Here is a 16,870-nt window from a genome sequence, read left to right as displayed (position 1 = left end):
CCGCGTCACGGGGTGTAGCGGTAGCCCATGCCCGGCTCGGTGATGAGGTGCCGCGGGTGCCCCGGGTCGCGCTCGAACTTCTTGCGCAACTGGGCCATGTACTGGCGCAGGTAGTGGGTCTCCTTGACGTGCTTGCTGCCCCACACCTCGGTGAGCAGGTAGCGCTGGGGGATGAGCTTGCCGGGGTTGCGCAGCAGGATCTCCAGGATGTGCCACTCGGTGGGGGTCAGCCGCAGGCCGCCCGAGACGGTCTTGCTGGTCAGGTCCACGACGTGGTCGCCGATCTGGACGCGGGCCAGCTCGGCCTCGGCGATGGCGGCACGGCGGGAGACGGCGCGGATGCGGGCCAGGAACTCCTCGATGCCGAACGGTTTCGTCACGTAGTCGTCGGCACCGGCGTCCAGGGCGTCGATCTTGTCCTGGTTCCCCGCCCGTCCGGACAACACCACGATGGGCGTCCTGGTCCAGCCGCGCAGCCCGTGGATGACGTCCACGCCGTCGATGTCGGGCAGCCCGAGGTCGAGGACGATGAGGTCGGGATGCCACTCGGCGGCCTGGCGCAGCGCCGTCGCGCCGTCGGCGGCGACCGCGACCTCGTAGTGGCGGGCGGCCAGGTTGATGCGCAGGGCGCGCAGGATCTGCGGCTCGTCGTCCACGACGAGGATCTTGGTCATGGGGTCCCCGCCCGGGACGAGATGGGCATGCTGACGATCATCGTGAGGCCCCCTCCTGGGGTTTCGTCGGGCGTGAGCGTGCCGCCCATCGCCTCGGTGAGGCCGCGCGAGAGTGCGAGGCCGAGGCCGACGCCGGTGCCGTTGTCGCGGTCGCCGAGCCGCTGGAACGGCAGGAAGATCCGGTCGTGGATCTCGCGGGGGATGCCGGGGCCGCGGTCGATGACCCGGATCTCCACCTGGTCGTCGTGCCAGCTCGCCGTGATGAGCACCTTCTGCTCGGGCGGGCTGTAGCGGACGGCGTTGCTCATCAGGTTGACCAGGACGCGTTCCAGCAGGGCCGGGTCGGCGACGATCTCGGGCAGGTCCACGCAGAGGTCGCCTTCGACGCGGTCGCGCAGCGGCCCGAGGTCGTCGATGGAGCGGGGCACGATCTCCTCCAGCGCGACAGGCTGCAACGCGAGGCCGAGCACGCCCGCTTGCAGGCGGCTCATGTCGAGCAGGTTCGCCACCAGCCGGTCGAGCCGGTCGAGGGATTCGCCGGCGGTGGCGAGCAGCTCGTCCCGGTCCTTGGGCGTCCAGGTGATGTCGTCGCTGCGCAGGCTCTCGACGGCGGCTTTGGCGGCGGCCAGGGGTGTGCGCAGGTCGTGGCTGACGGCGGCGAGCAGCGCGGTGCGCATCCGGTCGGCCTCGGCCAGCGGCTTGGCCTGCTCGGCTTCCTGCTGGAGGCGTTCCTGACGCAGCGCGACGGCGGCCTCGGCGGCGAACGCCTCCAGCACCCGCCGGTCGCTGGCGTCCAGCAGCCGGCCGCGCGCGGCGAGCACCAGCCGGTCGTCGATCCGGACGTCGTTGTCGGCCGAGGCGGGGCTGGTGCAGGGCGCGGCGCCGGAGGTGGCGATGATCCGCCACGCCTCCGGCTCCCCCTGGTCGTCAGGGGCGGGCTCGCCCAGGCGCTCCAGCAAGGTCACCGACTCCAGGCCGAACGTCTCCCGCAACCGGCCGAGCAGCGACGGCAGCGCCGCCTCGCCGCGCAGCACGTGCCCGGCCAGCGTGGACAGCGCCTCGGCGTCGGCGCGGGCGCGGGCCGCCTCCCTGGTACGGCGGGCGGCCAGATCCACGATCGTGGAGACCGCCGCCCCAACCAGGATGAACACGATCAGCGCGAGGAAGTTCTCCGGATCGGCGATCGTCAGCTCGCCGATGGGCGGGGTGAAGAACCAGTTGAGCAGCAGCGAGCCGCCCACGGCGGCGGTGAAGGCGGGCCAGGTGCCGCCGACGAGGGCGACCCCCACGACCAGGCACAGGAACAGCAGGATCTCGCTGGGCAGCGAGATCACGTCGCGGAACGGCAGCAGGACGCTGGTCAGCAGCGGCAGGCCCGCCACCGCCGTCGCCCATCCGGCCAGCCTGCGCTTCCTGTTCAGCGCGGCCCTGGACCGTTCCGGCCGGCGGCGGCCCTGCTTGACCTCCTCGTGGGTGACCAGGTGCACGTCGATGGGGCCGGACAGCGCCGTCGTCTCGACGCCCACCCCGCGCGCGAAGATCTGCGCGAACCGCCCCCTGCGGGAAGCGCCGAGCACGAGCTGGGTGGCGTTGACGCCGCGGGCGAAGTCCAGCAGTGCTCGCGGGATGTCGTCGCCGACCACCTGGTGGTAGCTGCCGCCCAGGCTCTCCGCCAGGGAACGCTGGCGGGTCAGGGTGGCCGGATCGCCGCCGGTCAGCCCGTCCGAGCTGGTGACGTGGACGGCCAGCAGGTCGGCGCCCTTGGTGCGGGCGGCGATGCGGGCGGCCCGGCGGACGAGCGTGTCGCCCTCGGGGCCGCCGGTCAGCGCCACCACGACCCGTTCGCGCGCCTCCCACGTCCCGGCGATGCCGTGGTCGGCGCGGTAGCGGTCGAGCTGGTCGTCCACCTTGCCCGCCACCCACAGCAGGGCCAGCTCGCGCAGCGCGGTCAGGTTGCCGACGCGGAAGTAGTTCGACAGGGCCGCGTCCACCTTCTCCGGCGCGTACACGTTGCCGTGCGCCATCCTCCTGCGCAGCGCCTCCGGGGACATGTCGACCAGCTCGATCTGGTCGGCCCTGCGCACCACCTCGTCGGGGACGGTCTCGCGCTGCGGGATTCCGGTGATCTCCTGGACGACGTCGTTGACCGACTCCAGGTGCTGGATGTTCACCGTGGTGATCACGTCGATGCCGGCGTCCAGGATCTCGTCGATGTCCTGCCAGCGCTTGACGTTCTTCGCGCCCGGCACGTTGGTGTGGGCCAGCTCGTCGATCAGCGCCACCTTCGGCGCGCGCTCGACGACCGCCGCCACGTCCAGGTCGGTGAACGTGGCGCCGCGGTGCACGAAGGCCTTGCGCGGCACGACCTCCATGCCTTCCAGCAGGGACGCGGTGCGGGGGCGGCCGTGGGTCTCCACGAAGCCGACGACCACGTCCCTGCCACGCTCCCGGCCGCGGCGGCCCTCGCTGAGCATCGAGTAGGTCTTGCCGACCCCGGGGGCCGCCCCGAGGTAGACCCGCAGGCGGCCCCGGGTCATGGCCGGTCCAGGGCCAGGTTGAGTTCGAGCACGTTGACGGCCGGTTCGCCCATGAAGCCGAGGGCGCGGCCGGTGGTGTGCTGCTGGATGAGCTGCTCCACCCTGGCCTGGTCGAGGCCGCGTTCCCTGGCCACGCGGGGGGCTTGGAGCCGTGCGTAGGCGAGGGAGATGTGCGGGTCCAGGCCGGAGCCGCTGGCGGTCACCGCGTCGGCGGGGACGACTGCTTTGGCGTCGCCTCGGATGGGGACGGTGCGGCCGGCCGCGTAGTCCTCGCCCGGCGTGGCGCATGCGACCTTGAGGCCCTGGTAGGTGGAAACGAACGGGGTGGCCGGGCAGGGCTGGTTGACGCTGACCGCGCGGCCGGGGAAGACCTTGAGGACCGCGCCGACGCCGTCCGGGGTACAGAACGGGCGGGCGCCGCTGACGCCCTCCAACTCGCCGACGGCCCGGGAGCGGGCGCAGACCTGGGTGAGCAGGGAGGGCCGGTCGGGGGTGTCGAGGACGTCTTCGGGGCCGAGGTTGCCGGCGGCGGTGGCGGTCGGGTCGTAGCCGTCCCCGGCCGCCGAGGGGCGGGACTGGAAATAGGTGCGGACGGGGTTGCCGTCGGTGTCGGTGAAGGACTGGCCGATCAGGGCGCTGCCCTGGCCGGTGGCGACCATCGAACCGTTGGCCTGATCGTGGAACAGGGCTTGGGCGACGCCGGTGGTGGCCAGCGGGTAGATGATGCCGGTGATCAGCGTGAGCACGAGCAGCGCGCGTAGCGCGGCCAGGTGCTGGCGGAGCCAGCTCGGTAGGCGTTGCATTCAGGACATCCCCGGAAGGAACTGGATGATCAGGTCGATGAGTTTGATGCCGAGGAACGGGACGATGATCCCGCCCAGGCCGTAGACGTACAGGTTGCGCGACAGCAGCTTGGAGGCGCTGGACGGCCGGTAGCGCACGCCTCTGAGCGCGAGGGGGATGAGGGCGATGATGACCAGGGCGTTGAAGATGACCGCCGCGAGGATGGCGGACTGGGGGCTGGCCAGGCGCATGAGGTTGAGTGCGTCCAGGCCGGGGTAGACGGCGGCGAAGATGGCCGGGATGATCGCGAAGTATTTGGCGATGTCGTTGGCGATGGAGAAGGTGGTCAGCGCGCCGCGGGTGATGAGGAGCTGCTTGCCGATCTCGACGATCTCGATCAGCTTGGTCGGGTTGGAGTCGAGGTCCACCATGTTCCCGGCCTCCTTGGCGGCGGAGGTACCGGTGTTCATCGCCACCCCGACGTCGGATTGGGCCAGGGCGGGGGCGTCGTTGGTGCCGTCGCCGGTCATCGCGACCAGCCGGCCGCCCTCCTGCTCCTTGCGGATGAGGGCGAGCTTGTCCTCGGGGGTGGCTTCGGCCAGGAAGTCGTCCACGCCGGCCTCGTCGGCGATGGCCTTGGCGGTCAGCGGGTTGTCGCCGGTGATCATGACGGTGCGGATGCCCATCCGGCGCATCTCGTCGAAGCGCTCGCGCATGCCCTCCTTGACCACGTCCTTGAGGTGGATGACCCCGAGCACGCGGCCCTTCTCCGCGACGACGAGCGGCGTGCCGCCCGAGGCCGAGATGCCGTCCACGATGTGCCCGATCTGGTCGGTCGGGTGGCGCACCCACTGCATCACGGCGGTGGCGGCGCCCTTGCGCACTTGCCGGCCGTTCAGGTTGACGCCGGACATGCGGGTCTGGGCGGTGAACGGCACCCATTCGGCGCCGTGGACCTCCCGCTCGCGCAGGCCGTAGTGTTCCTTGGCGAACACCACGATGGAGCGGCCTTCCGGGGTTTCGTCGGCCAGGCTGGACAGTTGTGCGGCCTCGGCGAGTTCCTCTTCGCTGACCCCGTCCACCGGGACGAACGCGGCGGCTTGGCGGTTGCCCAGGGTGATGGTGCCGGTCTTGTCCAGCAGCAGCGTGGACACATCGCCGGCGGCTTCGACGGCGCGGCCGGACATGGCCAGCACGTTGCGCTGGACCAGGCGGTCCATGCCGGCGATGCCGATCGCCGACAGCAGCGCGCCGATGGTGGTCGGGATGAGGCAGACGATCAGCGACACCAGGACGATGCCGGTGACGCCGTCGGAGGTCAGCGCGAGGGAGTCGGCGACGCCCGGGTTGATGGTCTTGGAGTAGATGGCCAGGGGCTGCATGGTGGCGGTGGCGACCAGGAAGATGACGGTCAGCGCGGCCAGCAGGATGTTGAGGGCGATCTCGTTGGGGGTTTTCTGCCGGTTGGCGCCCTCGACCAGGGCGATCATGCGGTCCACGAAGCTGTCGCCGGGCTTCTGGGTGATGCGGACGGTGATCCGGTCGGACAGCACCTTGGTGCCGCCGGTGACGGCGGAGCGGTCGCCGCCGGATTCGCGGATGACGGGGGCGGATTCGCCGGTGATGGCGGATTCGTCGACGGAGGCGATGCCGTCGATGACGTCGCCGTCGCCGGGGATGGTCTCTCCGGCTTCGACGATCACCACGTCGCCCTGCCGTAGTTCGGCGGCGGGGATGATCTCGCCGGTGGCGCGGCGGGCGGTGGTGTCGCGTTTGGCCGCGCGCAGGGTGGCGGCCTGGGCCTTGCCGCGGCCTTCGGCGACGGCTTCGGCGAGGTTGGCGAAGATCACGGTCAGCCACAGCCAGACCACGATCGCCCAGGCGAAGATCGAGGGGTCGAGGACGGCGAGCACGGTGGTGAAGACCGCGCCGATCTCGACGATGAACATGACCGGGTTGCGCCACATGACGCGCGGGTCGAGCTTGCGCAGCGCGTCCGGCAGCGACCGGATCAGCTGTCTCGGGTCGAGCAAGCCGCCGCCCACCCGAGCCGTCGAGGGCTTCTCCAGCACAGGGGTTGACATGTCTACAGCAGTCCTTCTGCGAGCGGGCCGAGCGCGAGGGCGGGCAGGAACGTCAGGGCGACCAGGATGATCGTCACGCCGACGACCAGGCCGACGAACTGCGGCCGGTACGTCGGGAGCGTGCCGGCGGAGGCGGGCACCGGCGCCTGCCGGGCCAGCGACCCGGCCAGGGCGAGCACCAGCACGATCGGCAGGAACCGGCCGAGGGCCATGCACAGGCCGAGCGTGGTGTTGTGGAACGTGGTGTTGACGCTCACGCCCGCGAAGGCGGAGCCGTTGTTGTTGGAGGCGGAGGTGTAGGCGTAGAGGATCTCCGACAGGCCGTGGGGGCCGCTGTTCAGCATCGCGGCGCGGCCGGTCTCGGTGGCCATCGCGACCGCCGTGCCGAGCAGCACCAGCGTGGGGGTGACCAGGAAGTAGAGGGACGCGAGCTTGATCTCGCGGGCGCCGATCTTCTTGCCGAGGTACTCCGGGGTGCGGCCGACCATCAGGCCCGCGACGAAGACCGTGATGACGGCCAGGATGAGCATGCCGTACAGGCCCGCGCCGACGCCGCCGGGGGCGACCTCGCCGAGCAGCATGTTGAAGATCAGCATGCCGCCGCCGATCGCGGTGTAGGAGTCGTGGAAGGAGTTCACCGCTCCGGTGCTGGTGAGGGTGGTGGCGGTGGCGAACAGGCCGGAGTTCGAGACGCCGAAGCGGGTCTCGCGGCCTTCGAGGGCCTGGCCGATCGCCTGCGGCACGGTGCCGCTCGCGCTCAGCTCGGCCCACTGGGTGACGCCGACGCTGACGATCGCGATGATCGCCATCACGCTGATGATCGCGTAGCCCTGCCGGTTGTCGCCGACCATGCGGCCGAACGTGCGCGGCAGGCACGACGCGATCAGCGTCAGCAGGAGGATCGTCAGCCAGTTCGTCCACGCCGTGGGGTTCTCGAACGGGTGGGCCGAGTTGGCGTTGAAGATGCCGCCGCCGTTCGTGCCCAGGTCCTTGATGGCCTCCTGCGAGGCTGCCGCGGCCGGGGTGAAGGTCTGCTCGCCGCCGGTCAGCGTCGTCCACGTGCTGTGGTCGGCGAACGTCTGGATCGCGCCGCCCGCCACCAGCAGCAGCGCCGCCACGAACGCGATCGGCAGCAGGATGCGGATCGTGCCGCGGACCAGGTCCACCCAGAAGTTGCCGAGCGTGTCGGTCTTCGAGCGGGCGAAGCCGCGCACCAGGGCGACGGCGACCGCCATGCCGACCGCGGCGGAGACGAAGTTCTGCACCGCCAGGCCCGCGGTCTGCACCACGTGGCCCATCGTGGACTCGCCCGAGTAAGCCTGCCAGTTGGTGTTGGTGACGAAGCTGACCGCGGTGTTCCAGGCCAGCGACGGCTCCACCGCGTCCATCCCGAGGGACAGGAACAGGTGGTTCTGCAGCCGCTGCAACCCGTACAGGAACAGGATCGACAGCACCGAGAACGCCAGCACGCCGCGCGCGTAGACGCCCCACCGCTGCTCGCTGTCCGGCTGGACGCCGAGCAGCCGGTAGACGACGCGCTCGACGCGCAGGTGCCTGGTTCCGGTGTAGACGCGGTACATGTAGTCGCCCAGTGGCTTGTAACACAGGGCCAGGGCGAGCAGCAGGGACCCGATGAACAGGATCCCCGCCATGGTCGATGACATCAGAAGCGCTCCGGGAACAGCAGGGCCGCGACCACGAAGATCACCAGGCCGACGACCACGACGAGACCCACGGCGTTGACGGCACTCACAGCCGTTCCACCGCCTTGACGACCAGCCCGAGGATCACGAAGATCGCGATCGTCAGGGCGACGAAGATGACGTCGGTCATCCCCACTCCTCAATCTGGACAGGATGTGCGCGCCGCCCTGTCCGGACGGCGCTTAACGCCAGCAAATCCTGTGTTTTGGGCGGTTTGGTCTTTCTTGACGGGTTCCATACGGCGGGGGCCCGAATATTGACGCGGTTCGTACGCGCGGGCCTGTTCGTACGGTCGTCCGGCACCGGTTGCGCCGTGGTGGTGCTTGCGGTGGTGGCTGGACGCTGATCGTGGTGGCGCTGCTCACCGGGGGCTGATCAGGGGCGTAGCAGGTTGCGGAGCCGGTCGATCGTCGCGTTCGCCCGCTCCAGGTTGTCCTGGAGCGGGCCGGTGGCGTCGCGGAGCCGCTCGCCGATGAACCGCCGTTCGCCGAAGAGCGCGTTGCCCGCGCCGAGGCGCTCCTCGGCGCGCCTGCGCTCACCGGCCTCGGCCTGCTCCCTGGCCTGGCGGAGCACGTCGAGGATGGTCCCGGCCAGCCGATCCGAGTCCATGCGCATGGCCCGGGGGTTGAGCCGCAGGTCACGAACGCCCGCCGCGCTGTCGTACAAGACGCTCACCCAGCCGTCCGCGGACTCGGCCCGCACGGTGACGGCGTCGCCGGGCAGGTCGTCGAGCCGCGCGAAGAAGCGGTCGGCGTCGGCCGCGAGGCGTTCGGGGTCGATGCCGAGCGCCTGCTCGAAGTCCTTCACGCACTACTCCCAGGGGAACGCGTAGGAGCCGTCGGCGCCCTGCTCAGGCAGGTGGCGGCCGGTGATCGCCTGGCTGCCGGCGCCGACGTCGTACGCCGCCTTGGCGCCCGCGACCTGCGGCAGCCCCGTTCCGGCGAGGGGGAGGGCGAGGGCGTGGGCGGTCAGGTCGCGTTCGACGCGGTTGGCGGTGCCCCAGACCAGCAGCGGGCCCTGCGCCATGGTGGCGGAGGCCAGGTCCGTCAGCGCCGTGTCGTCGCCGCGCAGCGCCTCGCGCCCCACCCGCACGGCGACGGCGGCGGTCAGCGCGGCGGCGCAGCCGTGCAGGAGCTGGTCGAGCAGCTTCTCCGTCGTCCGGTAGACGGAGAAGAGCCTGGTCAGGCACTGGGTGGCCGCGGTTCTGGCGGCCGTCAGGCTGACCGGGGTGACGGCCGCGGCCAGCACCCACGCCGCCACCGCCGCCAGCGCCGCCGCGACCAGGAACTGGAACAGGACGAACGCGGCCAGCGCCGCCCCCGCCGTGTGGAGGACGAGGGCGGTGACCACGGCACGCAGCTCGATGCCGCGCAGGTCGGCCAGGTAGGCGTCCACGCGCCGTTCGAAGGCCCGGCCGTCCTCGCTGCGCCAGCCGCTCGCGGCGACCCCGCCGGTGAGGTCCCTGAGGTTCCGCCGGGTGTCCGAGGCGCGGTCGTGCACGTCCAGCCAGGCGTCGGCGGCGTCGAAGAACGCCTGCGGGGTGTACTGGTGGACGTACATCTTCCCGGCGAACGGCCACGCGGCGGGCACGCCCAGCGCCGACAGCGTGACCGCCGCGCCGGTGCCCAGCAGCAGGCTGCGCTGCCCCAGGTGCGCGAGGTTCATCCGATCCTCGGCGTGCCGGCGTCCTCGGCGTGCCGCCAGGCGGCGGCGGACAGCGTCACGGTGTCGCGGATGCGCTCGGCGTCGTCGCCCAGGCGGCGGGCTTCGGCGATGGTGAACGTCTCGACCTCGTTGTAGGCCAGCGCCAGGGAGTAGGTGAACGAGGTGAACGCGGCCTCCGCCACGGCGAGCCCCGTCAGGCCGGGCACCACCCCGTCGAGCGGCCGGGCGGCGGCGGGGAACAGGGCGGCGAGCCGGCTGATCCGGCCCCGGTCGATCTCGATCTCGGTCGATCCGGCGGGCGCCGGTGGAAGTGGGTTGGTGGGCATGGTTCGCTTTCGGGTCGAGTGCTGATTTTTCCAGCTTCGAGGGTGATCGTCCCTGGTGGGGACGCCCTGACGTGACCTCTACGCGAACCCTGCGCGCCCCTTCGCGATCTTGACGCCGGGCAGGGCCGTCGCCCCGGCCCGGCGCCCGGCGTGTCCGGGCGTCCCGTCTGTCGTGACGTCAGTCCTCCCAGGTGACGAGCAGGCTCTTGACCCCGTAGATGTCGGCGGCCTCAGGGCGCAGGGGCACCTGGCCGGCAGGGACGGCGAGGCGGAGCGTGGGGAACCGGCTGAGCAGGGCGGGCAGCGCCACGCGCAGCTCGACGCGGGCGAGCTGCTGGCCCAGGCACTGGTGGATGCCGTGGCTGAAGGCCAGGTGGCCGCCTTCCTGCCGGTGGATGTCGAGGACGTGCGGGTCGGTGTAGCGGTCGGGGTCGCGGTTGGCGGTGCTGAGCGACAGGATGACCGTGGTGCCCGCCGCGATGGTGTGGCCGCCCAGCTCCACGTCCTCCAGCGCGACCCGGAAGAACTGCTTGGCGACCGACAGGTAGCGCAGCAGCTCCTCGACGGCCTGCTCGGCGAGGGCGGGGTCGGCGCGCAGCGCGGCGAGCTGCTCCGGGTTCTGCAGCAGCGCGAACGTCCCCAGGGCGATCATGTTGGCGGTCGTGTCGAACCCGGCGGAGAGCAGGATCAGGGCCATGCCCTTCAGCTCCTCGTCGGTGAGGTCGCTGTCGAGCAGGTCGCTGAGCACGTCGTCGGTGGGGTTGGCGCGCTTGGCCGCGACCAGCTCCGCGAGGTACTCCTGGGTGGCGAGGTAGGCGGCGAACAGCTCCTCGTCGCTCACCTCACCGCCGAGGAATTTGTCGATGTTGTCCTGGAAACGGCCCCGGTCCTCGTACGGCACGCCGAGCAGCTCGCAGATGACGACGGCGGGGATGGGCTTGGCGAACGCGGTGACCAGGTCGGCGCCCGGGCCGGCCTTGGCCATCGCGTCCAGGTGCTCGGCGGTGATCTGCTCGACCCGCTCGGTGAGCAGCCGCATCCGGCGGACGGTGAACTTACCGACCAGCGGCTTGCGGTAGCGGCCGTGCTGCGGCTCGTCCATCAGCAGGAACTCGCCGGGCGGGGCCGGGGGCACCTCGACGTCGCCGTAGTCGATGGTCGGGTGGTGCTTCATGAGCTCCTTGCGGGAGCTGAAGCGCGGGTCGGCGAGGACGGCGCGGGTCAGCTCGTAGCCGGTGACCAGCCAGCCCTGGTGGCCGTCGGGGAAGGTGAAGCGGCTGATCGGGCTCTGCTCGCGGGCCTCGACCAGCTCCTTGGGCGGGTCGAAGGGGCAGCCGGGCTGACGGCTGGTGGGCATCGAGGGGAGGGTGTGGGTCATGGGGGCTCCTTCAGGAGATCTTGCGGCGGTAGGTGGTCATGGCGAAGCCGTAGGCGACGACGAGGATGCCGACGCACCAGGCCAGCGCGATCCAGATGTCGTTGCCGACCGGCTGCCCGGCGAACAGGGCGCGGATGGCGTTGACGATGGAGGTCACCGGCTGGTTCTCGGCGAACAGGCGCAGCGGGCCGGGCATGGTGGCGGTCGGCACGAAGGCCGAGCTGAGGAAGGGCAGGAAGATGAGCGGGTACGAGAACGCGCTCGCGCCCTCCATGGTCTTGGCCGTCAGGCCGGGGATGATGGCGATCCAGGTCAGCGCCAGGGTGAACAGCACCAGGATGCCGCCCACCGACAGCCAGGCCAGCACGCCGGCGCTGGAGCGGAAGCCCATCAGCAGCGCGACCAGCATGACGACCACGAGCGAGACGAGGTTGGCGACCAGCGAGGTCAGCACGTGGGCCCACAGCACCGACGAGCGGGCGGTCGGCATGGACTGGAAGCGTTCGAAGATGCCGCCCTGCATGTCCGTGAACAGCCGGTAGGCGGTGTAGGCGATGCCCGAGGCGACGGTGATCAGCAGGATGCCGGGCAGCATGTAGTTCACGTACGAGGTGCCGGAGCCCGTGCTGATCGCGCCGCCGAACACGTAGACGAACATCAGCATCATGGCGATCGGCATGATCGCGGTGGTGATGATGGTGTCGGGGCTGCGGGTGATGTGGCGCAGGGAGCGTCCCAGCAGGACGGACGTGTCGCCGAAGAAGTGCTTGCTCATGGTGGGGGTCCTCAGGCTTTCGTGCCGACGAGGGAGAGGAAGACGTCCTCCAGGGTCGGCTGCTTCTCGATGTATTCGACCTTGGCGGGCGGCAGCAGTCGCTTCAGCTCGTCCAGGGTGCCGTTGACGATGATGCGGCCCTCGTGCAGGATCGCGATGCGGTCGGCGAGCTGCTCGGCCTCGTCCAGGTACTGGGTGGTGAGCAGCACTGTGGTGCCGCCCTCGGCCAGCTCCTTGACGGCCTGCCAGACCTCGATGCGGGCCTGCGGGTCGAGGCCGGTGGTGGGTTCGTCGAGGAAGATGACGGGCGGGTCGCCGATCAGGCTCATCGCGATGTCGAGGCGGCGGCGCATGCCGCCGGAGTAGGTGGCCACCTTGCGCCCGCCGGCGTCGGTGAGGGAGAACCGGGCCAGCAGGTCGTCGGCGACCTGGCCGGGGTTCTTCAGGTGGCGCAGCCGGGCGACCAGGATCAGGTTCTCCCGGCCGCTGAGGATCTCGTCCACGGCGGCGAACTGGCCGGTCAGGCTGATCGACTCGCGGACGTCCGCGGCCTGGGTGGCCACGTCGAAGCCGTTGACGCGGGCGGTGCCCGCGTCGGCCCTGAGCAGCGTGGACAGGATCTTCACGGCGGTGGTCTTGCCGGCGCCGTTCGAGCCGAGCAGCGCGAAGATGCTGCCGCGCGTCACCTCGAAGTTCACGCCGCGCAGCACGTGCAGGTCCTTGTAGGACTTCTCCAGGCCGTGCACCTGGATCGCCGGAGCGTGGGTGGGCATGTGGGGCTCCTGTCGTCTGTCGTCGGAGGGGGTGGTCGTGGCGGGGGAGAAGGCCGGCGAGGTCATGCCGAGGCTCCCTGGGTGCGGAGCCGTTCGAGCCGCTGGGCCAGGAAGCTCCAGGTCTGCCAGAACTCCTGGAGGTATTCCCGGCCCCGGGCGTTGAGGCTGTAGACCTTGCGCGGCGGGCCCTTCTCCGAGGGCGTCCGCTCCGCGTCGACCAGGCCGCGCTGCTCGACCCTGACCAGCAGCGCGTAGACGGTGCCTTCGGCGATGTCGGAGAAGCCCTGGCCGCGCAGCCACGCGGTGATCTCGTAGCCGTAGGCGGGCCTGCCGGACAGGATCGCCAGGACGATGCCCTCCAGCGTGCCCTTGAGCATCTCGGTCGCGAGCTTGCCCATGAGGCACCTCCACTTCTACTATTCGGTGGCACTGACTACTGGTACAAAGTAGCACTGACTACCAGTACCTAGCAACACCGAATAGCAGGGCGGCGTGCCCGCATGAAAAAACGGCCCGTCCGATGGACGGGCCGCCTTCTTCAGCGGTGGGCTCAGTGGCGGGACGGCGGGCCGAAGGGGCGGTCGCCGCGCAGCGTGATGCGGTGCATGACCCGGTGGGCGGCGCCGTAGTCGCGGTTGGCGTAGTGGGAGGTGCTCCGGTTGTCCCACATGGCGACGTCGCCGAGGCTCCAGCGGTGGCGGACGATGTGCTCGGGCTTGGTCAGGTGGGCGTAGAACAGGTCGAGGAGATGGCGGCTCTCGGCGTCCGAGACGCCCACGAGGTGCGAGGTGAAGCCGGGGTTGACGAACAGGCCCTTGCGCCCGGTCTCCGGATGGACGCGGACGACGGGATGCTCCACGGGGTCCAGCCGGGTGACGATCTCGCCGTCCCAGAGGCTGCCCTGACCGCCGCGCCGCTGCGCCAGGTAATACCCGAACTCGCGGTTGCCGTCGTGCACCGCGGTGAGCTGGTCGGCCAGCTCGCGCACCGGCGCCGACAGCGAGTCGTAGGCGAGCTGGCTGTCGGCCCAGCTCGTGTCCCCGCCGGTGGGCGGCAGGACGACGGCGCGCAGGATCGAGCCGAGCGGCGGGCGGGGCATGAACGTGACGTCGGTGTGCCAGACGTCGGCGAAGCCGTTGTCGGCGCTGTCGAGCGCGTAGATCTCCGGGTGCGCGTCGTCCACGCCGCCGACGACCGGGTGGGAGGCGGTCAGCTCGCCGAGGCGGCGCCCCAGGGCGACCTGGCCGTCCTCGTCGAGCGTCTGCCCGGAGAAGAAGAGCACCTTGCGCTCGACGAGGGCGGCGCGCACCGCGGCCAGTTCCTCGTCGCCGGCCGTCGCCAGGTCGAGCCCCTCCACCCGGGCGCCGAAGTGCGGTCCGAGCGGCTGCAGGGTGAGCTTGGCGGCCAGAGGTGTGGACATGTGGGCTCCTGTTCTGTCCTGTGGTGGTTCAACCGGCGGCTTCGCGGACGGCGTGGCTGACGGTGGCACGCAGGGCCGCGTACTCGGGCAGGGCGCGCAGCTCGTCGGGCTCCAGGCCGGTGCGGGGCAGGGGGATGTCGAGGTCGAGGGCGATCTGGCCGGGCCTGCTGGTGAGCACGACGACGCGGCTGCCGAGGAAGACCGCCTCCTCGACGCTGTGGGTGACGAACACCGAGGTGCGGCCGGTCTGCTCGCTGACCCGGCGCAGGTCCTCCTGCAGCCGCTCGCGGGTGAGCGCGTCCAGGGCCGCGAACGGCTCGTCGAGCAGCAGCAGCGGGTCATCGCCCGCCAGCGCCCTGGCGATGGCCACGCGCTGCTGCTGGCCGCCGGAGAGCTGCCAGGTCCGGCGGTGGGCCACGTCGTGCAGGCCGACCCGCTGCAGGAGCTCCGGCACCCGGCGGGCACGCTCCTCGCGGGGGACGCCGGCGTAGCGCAGCGCCAGCCCGACGTTGCCGCCCACGCTCTTCCAGGGGAACAGCCGCGGCTGCTGGAACACGATCCCCGCGCCGGTGCCGGGAACGGGCCGCGCTCCGGCGGTGCTGACGACGCCCGCGGTGGGCTGCTCGAAGCCGGCGATCAGGCGCAGCAGCGTGCTCTTGCCGCAGCCGGACGCGCCGACGATCACCAGGAACGAGCCGCGCGGCACGTCCAGGGAGATCGGGCCGAGCGCGGTCACCAGGTCGGGGCCGCTCCCGTACACGTGAACGACCTCCTTGACGCGCACGGCGGGCTCAGGGGGAGAGGACATCGGGCAGGCCCTTGGTGTAGATGGCGTTGCGCACGGTCGCCAGGTCGGGCACGGCCTCGATCTTTTGCAGGTCCTTGAGGAACTGGGCCGCGCTGACGAGGTTCTCGGCCAGCGCGCCGGGCTGCTCCGGCGTGCCGAGCCATTCGGGGGAGGCCAGGTCGGCGGGCTTGAGGAAGACGCCCTGGGCGAGCTGGTCCTCGGCGTCCTGCTTGGTCAGGTTCAGCTCGGCGGCGACGGCCGCGGCGGCCTCGGCGCGGTTGTCCGCGATGAGCTGCAGGGCCCTCGCCTCGGCCTTGCGCCAGGCGTCCACCGCCTCCGGGTGCGCCTTGACGAACGCCGTGGACACCACCCCGAGGTCCAGCGTGGGCTTGCCGGCCGTGGCCAGCTCCCGGCTGGCGATCAGCACCTTGCCGTCCTTCTTCAGCTCGTTGAGCGTGGGCAGCCAGGTGTAGGCGGCGTCGATGTCGCCGCGCGTCCAGGAGGCGAGGATGTCCTGCGGTTCGAGGTCCACGATGGTCAGCTCCGACTCGCGCACCCCCTCCTTGTCGAGCGCGGCCAGCAGGCTGTAGTGCGCGGTCGAGGCGAACGACGTGGCGACCTTCTTGCCGCGCAGGTCATTGATGCTCGTCACGCCGCTGTTGTTCTTGGCGACCAGCGCCTCGTTGTCGCCGGCCACGTCCAGCACGAACGCCACCTGGTACGGGATGTTCAGCGGGGCCGACAACCCGCGCGCCACGGGACTGGAGCCGATGGCGGCGATGTCCACGCTGCCGGCCACGAAGGCGGTGTTGATGCTGGCGCCCGAGTCGAACTTCGTCCACTGGATCTGGTAGCCGGGCAGCGCCTCCTCCAGCCACCTCTTGTTCTTGACGATCAGGTCGCCGCTGGGGAAGGCCTGGTAGGCCAGGCGGATGCGGTTGGCCGCCGCGCCGTCACCGCCTCCCCCGGACGCGGTGCCGTCACCGCAGGCGGCCAGGGCCGCGATCAGCACGAACGACAGCAGGAGTCTCAGACGCATGGCGGCTTCCTCATGGGGGACGTGCGGCGGGTCACGAGCGGCCCCGCCAGGGGATGAGCCGTTTCTCCGCGACCCGCAGCAGCCCGTCGATGAGCAGGCCTGACAGGCCGATGGCCAGCAGCCCCAGCGCGACGACGTCGGTCTGCAGGTAACGCTGGGCGTCCCTGACCATGCCGCCGATGCCGGGCACGCCGTTGACCGTCTCGGCGGCGACCACGGAGGAGTACGCGATGCCCACGGCCAGGCGGACGCCGGTGAAGATCTCCGGCAGCGCGTGCGGGAGCACCACGTCGCGGATGACGTCGCGCCGTGAGGCGCCCAGCGCCCTGGCCGCCTCGACCAGGTCGGTCGGCGCGCCGTGCACGGCGGCGGCGGTGGCCACCGCGACCGGCGGCAGCGCCGCGATCGCCAGCAGCCACAGCTTGGGCGTCTCGTCGATGCCGAACCAGATGATCAGCAGGCTGAAGTACGCCAGCGGCGGCAGCGCCCGCACGAACGTCACCACCGGCTCGGCCACCACGCGGATCCACGGCACGGTGCCGAGCACGACGCCTGCGACGAGCCCGCCGGCGACGCCGATCGCGGATCCGATGAGGATGCGCCGCAGGCTGATGCCGAGGTGCTCCAGGAGCAGGCTGCCGCTGTAGCCGCGGATGCCGTCGTGCGTGGTGGACAGCCGCAGGAGCTGCTCCCACACGGCGCCGGGGGAGGGGATGAACGAGGGGTTGGCCGCGGCGACGGCGGCGAGCTGCCACAGGCCGAGGAGCGCGACGCCGGCGAGCGCGCGCACCACGACCCTGCGGGTCGCCGGGCGCCATCGCCGGGTGGCGGGCGCCGGGCCGCCTTCGGGGACGGCGGTCGGGGGGACGGCCGTCGAGGTGGGCGAGGTCACCGCCTCGGAGGCCTGGTCGGGGGGCTCATGGGCA

17 protein-coding genes are annotated in these 16,870 nt (G+C 71.3%); all 17 read right to left on the bottom strand.

What is annotated here, in order from left to right; all coding sequences use genetic code 11:
* Positions 1-5 precede the first annotated feature (5 nt).
* Positions 6-674, bottom strand: coding sequence for a response regulator (locus ABD331_RS10870; protein WP_344473241.1), 669 nt, complete (start codon positions 672-674; stop codon positions 6-8).
* On the bottom strand, positions 671-3,211 hold the full coding sequence (locus tag ABD331_RS10865) for a DUF4118 domain-containing protein (protein ID WP_344473239.1): 2,541 nt from the start codon (positions 3,209-3,211) through the stop codon (positions 671-673). The genes ABD331_RS10870 and ABD331_RS10865 overlap by 4 nt, the downstream gene beginning before the upstream one ends.
* Positions 3,208-4,014 carry a potassium-transporting ATPase subunit C gene (locus ABD331_RS10860; protein ID WP_344473237.1) on the bottom strand — a complete coding sequence of 269 codons (807 nt, stop codon included), beginning with the start codon at positions 4,012-4,014 and terminating at the stop codon, positions 3,208-3,210. The genes ABD331_RS10865 and ABD331_RS10860 overlap by 4 nt, the downstream gene beginning before the upstream one ends.
* Positions 4,015-6,078, bottom strand: a complete 2,064-nt coding sequence (kdpB, locus tag ABD331_RS10855; protein WP_344473235.1) for a potassium-transporting ATPase subunit KdpB — start codon at positions 6,076-6,078, stop codon at positions 4,015-4,017.
* Between the two features lie 2 nt (positions 6,079-6,080).
* The gene (kdpA, locus tag ABD331_RS10850; RefSeq protein ID WP_344473233.1) at positions 6,081-7,742 is read right to left on the bottom strand and encodes a potassium-transporting ATPase subunit KdpA; all 1,662 of its coding nucleotides are present in this window, start codon (positions 7,740-7,742) and stop codon (positions 6,081-6,083) included.
* Entirely contained in the window at positions 7,742-7,831 is a 90-nt protein-coding gene (gene kdpF, locus ABD331_RS10845; RefSeq protein ID WP_148433700.1) for a K(+)-transporting ATPase subunit F, read from the bottom strand. The genes kdpA and kdpF overlap by 1 nt, the downstream gene beginning before the upstream one ends.
* A gap of 325 nt (positions 7,832-8,156) precedes the next feature.
* Complete coding sequence (locus ABD331_RS10840) at positions 8,157-8,588, bottom strand: YbaB/EbfC family nucleoid-associated protein (protein ID WP_344473227.1); 432 nt, start codon at positions 8,586-8,588, stop codon at positions 8,157-8,159.
* A gap of 3 nt (positions 8,589-8,591) precedes the next feature.
* A complete protein-coding gene (locus tag ABD331_RS10835; RefSeq protein WP_344473226.1) occupies positions 8,592-9,446 on the bottom strand; it encodes a hypothetical protein in 855 nt (284 codons plus the stop codon).
* Positions 9,443-9,772 carry a hypothetical protein gene (locus tag ABD331_RS10830; protein ID WP_344473225.1) on the bottom strand — a complete coding sequence of 110 codons (330 nt, stop codon included), beginning with the start codon at positions 9,770-9,772 and terminating at the stop codon, positions 9,443-9,445. Before ABD331_RS10830 ends, ABD331_RS10835 begins: the two co-directional genes overlap by 4 nt.
* A 178-nt stretch (positions 9,773-9,950) precedes the next feature.
* Positions 9,951-11,150 carry a cytochrome P450 gene (locus ABD331_RS10825; RefSeq protein ID WP_344473224.1) on the bottom strand — a complete coding sequence of 400 codons (1,200 nt, stop codon included), beginning with the start codon at positions 11,148-11,150 and terminating at the stop codon, positions 9,951-9,953.
* Between the two features lie 10 nt (positions 11,151-11,160).
* Positions 11,161-11,925 carry an ABC transporter permease gene (locus ABD331_RS10820; RefSeq protein ID WP_344473223.1) on the bottom strand — a complete coding sequence of 255 codons (765 nt, stop codon included), beginning with the start codon at positions 11,923-11,925 and terminating at the stop codon, positions 11,161-11,163.
* 11 nt (positions 11,926-11,936) lie between these two features.
* The gene (locus ABD331_RS10815) at positions 11,937-12,764 is read right to left on the bottom strand and encodes an ABC transporter ATP-binding protein (RefSeq protein ID WP_344473222.1); all 828 of its coding nucleotides are present in this window, start codon (positions 12,762-12,764) and stop codon (positions 11,937-11,939) included.
* The gene (locus ABD331_RS10810; RefSeq protein ID WP_344473220.1) at positions 12,761-13,096 is read right to left on the bottom strand and encodes a PadR family transcriptional regulator; all 336 of its coding nucleotides are present in this window, start codon (positions 13,094-13,096) and stop codon (positions 12,761-12,763) included. Before ABD331_RS10810 ends, ABD331_RS10815 begins: the two co-directional genes overlap by 4 nt.
* Before the next feature lie 152 nt (positions 13,097-13,248).
* The gene (locus tag ABD331_RS10805) at positions 13,249-14,118 is read right to left on the bottom strand and encodes a TauD/TfdA dioxygenase family protein (RefSeq protein ID WP_344473219.1); all 870 of its coding nucleotides are present in this window, start codon (positions 14,116-14,118) and stop codon (positions 13,249-13,251) included.
* A gap of 28 nt (positions 14,119-14,146) precedes the next feature.
* Entirely contained in the window at positions 14,147-14,926 is a 780-nt protein-coding gene (locus tag ABD331_RS10800) for an ABC transporter ATP-binding protein (protein WP_344473216.1), read from the bottom strand.
* Positions 14,910-15,944, bottom strand: coding sequence for a taurine ABC transporter substrate-binding protein (locus tag ABD331_RS10795; protein ID WP_344473213.1), 1,035 nt, complete (start codon positions 15,942-15,944; stop codon positions 14,910-14,912). The genes ABD331_RS10800 and ABD331_RS10795 overlap by 17 nt, the downstream gene beginning before the upstream one ends.
* 31 nt (positions 15,945-15,975) lie before the next feature.
* A complete protein-coding gene (locus ABD331_RS10790) occupies positions 15,976-16,836 on the bottom strand; it encodes an ABC transporter permease (RefSeq protein ID WP_344473211.1) in 861 nt (286 codons plus the stop codon).
* Positions 16,837-16,870 lie beyond the last annotated feature (34 nt).

This window comes from Nonomuraea monospora (assembly GCF_039531895.1).
GTDB classification, from domain to species: Bacteria; Actinomycetota; Actinomycetes; order Streptosporangiales; family Streptosporangiaceae; genus Nonomuraea; species Nonomuraea monospora.
This window is presented reverse-complemented; position numbering and strand designations above follow the sequence as displayed.

What these genes read in the sequence shown, in the direction of transcription:
- ABD331_RS10870 (WP_344473241.1), bottom strand. Translation starts at nt 674, where the DNA reads ATGACCAAGATCCTCGTCGTGGACGACGAGCCGCAGATCCTGCGCGCC.
- ABD331_RS10865 (WP_344473239.1), bottom strand. Translation starts at nt 3,211, where the DNA reads ATGACCCGGGGCCGCCTGCGGGTCTACCTCGGGGCGGCCCCCGGGGTC.
- ABD331_RS10860 (WP_344473237.1), bottom strand. Translation starts at nt 4,014, where the DNA reads ATGCAACGCCTACCGAGCTGGCTCCGCCAGCACCTGGCCGCGCTACGC.
- kdpB (WP_344473235.1), bottom strand. Translation starts at nt 6,078, where the DNA reads ATGTCAACCCCTGTGCTGGAGAAGCCCTCGACGGCTCGGGTGGGCGGC.
- kdpA (WP_344473233.1), bottom strand. Translation starts at nt 7,742, where the DNA reads ATGTCATCGACCATGGCGGGGATCCTGTTCATCGGGTCCCTGCTGCTC.
- ABD331_RS10835 (WP_344473226.1), bottom strand. Translation starts at nt 9,446, where the DNA reads ATGAACCTCGCGCACCTGGGGCAGCGCAGCCTGCTGCTGGGCACCGGC.
- ABD331_RS10830 (WP_344473225.1), bottom strand. Translation starts at nt 9,772, where the DNA reads ATGCCCACCAACCCACTTCCACCGGCGCCCGCCGGATCGACCGAGATC.
- ABD331_RS10825 (WP_344473224.1), bottom strand. Translation starts at nt 11,150, where the DNA reads ATGACCCACACCCTCCCCTCGATGCCCACCAGCCGTCAGCCCGGCTGC.
- ABD331_RS10820 (WP_344473223.1), bottom strand. Translation starts at nt 11,925, where the DNA reads ATGAGCAAGCACTTCTTCGGCGACACGTCCGTCCTGCTGGGACGCTCC.
- ABD331_RS10815 (WP_344473222.1), bottom strand. Translation starts at nt 12,764, where the DNA reads ATGACCTCGCCGGCCTTCTCCCCCGCCACGACCACCCCCTCCGACGAC.
- ABD331_RS10810 (WP_344473220.1), bottom strand. Translation starts at nt 13,096, where the DNA reads ATGGGCAAGCTCGCGACCGAGATGCTCAAGGGCACGCTGGAGGGCATC.
- ABD331_RS10805 (WP_344473219.1), bottom strand. Translation starts at nt 14,118, where the DNA reads ATGTCCACACCTCTGGCCGCCAAGCTCACCCTGCAGCCGCTCGGACCG.
- ABD331_RS10800 (WP_344473216.1), bottom strand. Translation starts at nt 14,926, where the DNA reads ATGTCCTCTCCCCCTGAGCCCGCCGTGCGCGTCAAGGAGGTCGTTCAC.
- ABD331_RS10795 (WP_344473213.1), bottom strand. Translation starts at nt 15,944, where the DNA reads ATGCGTCTGAGACTCCTGCTGTCGTTCGTGCTGATCGCGGCCCTGGCC.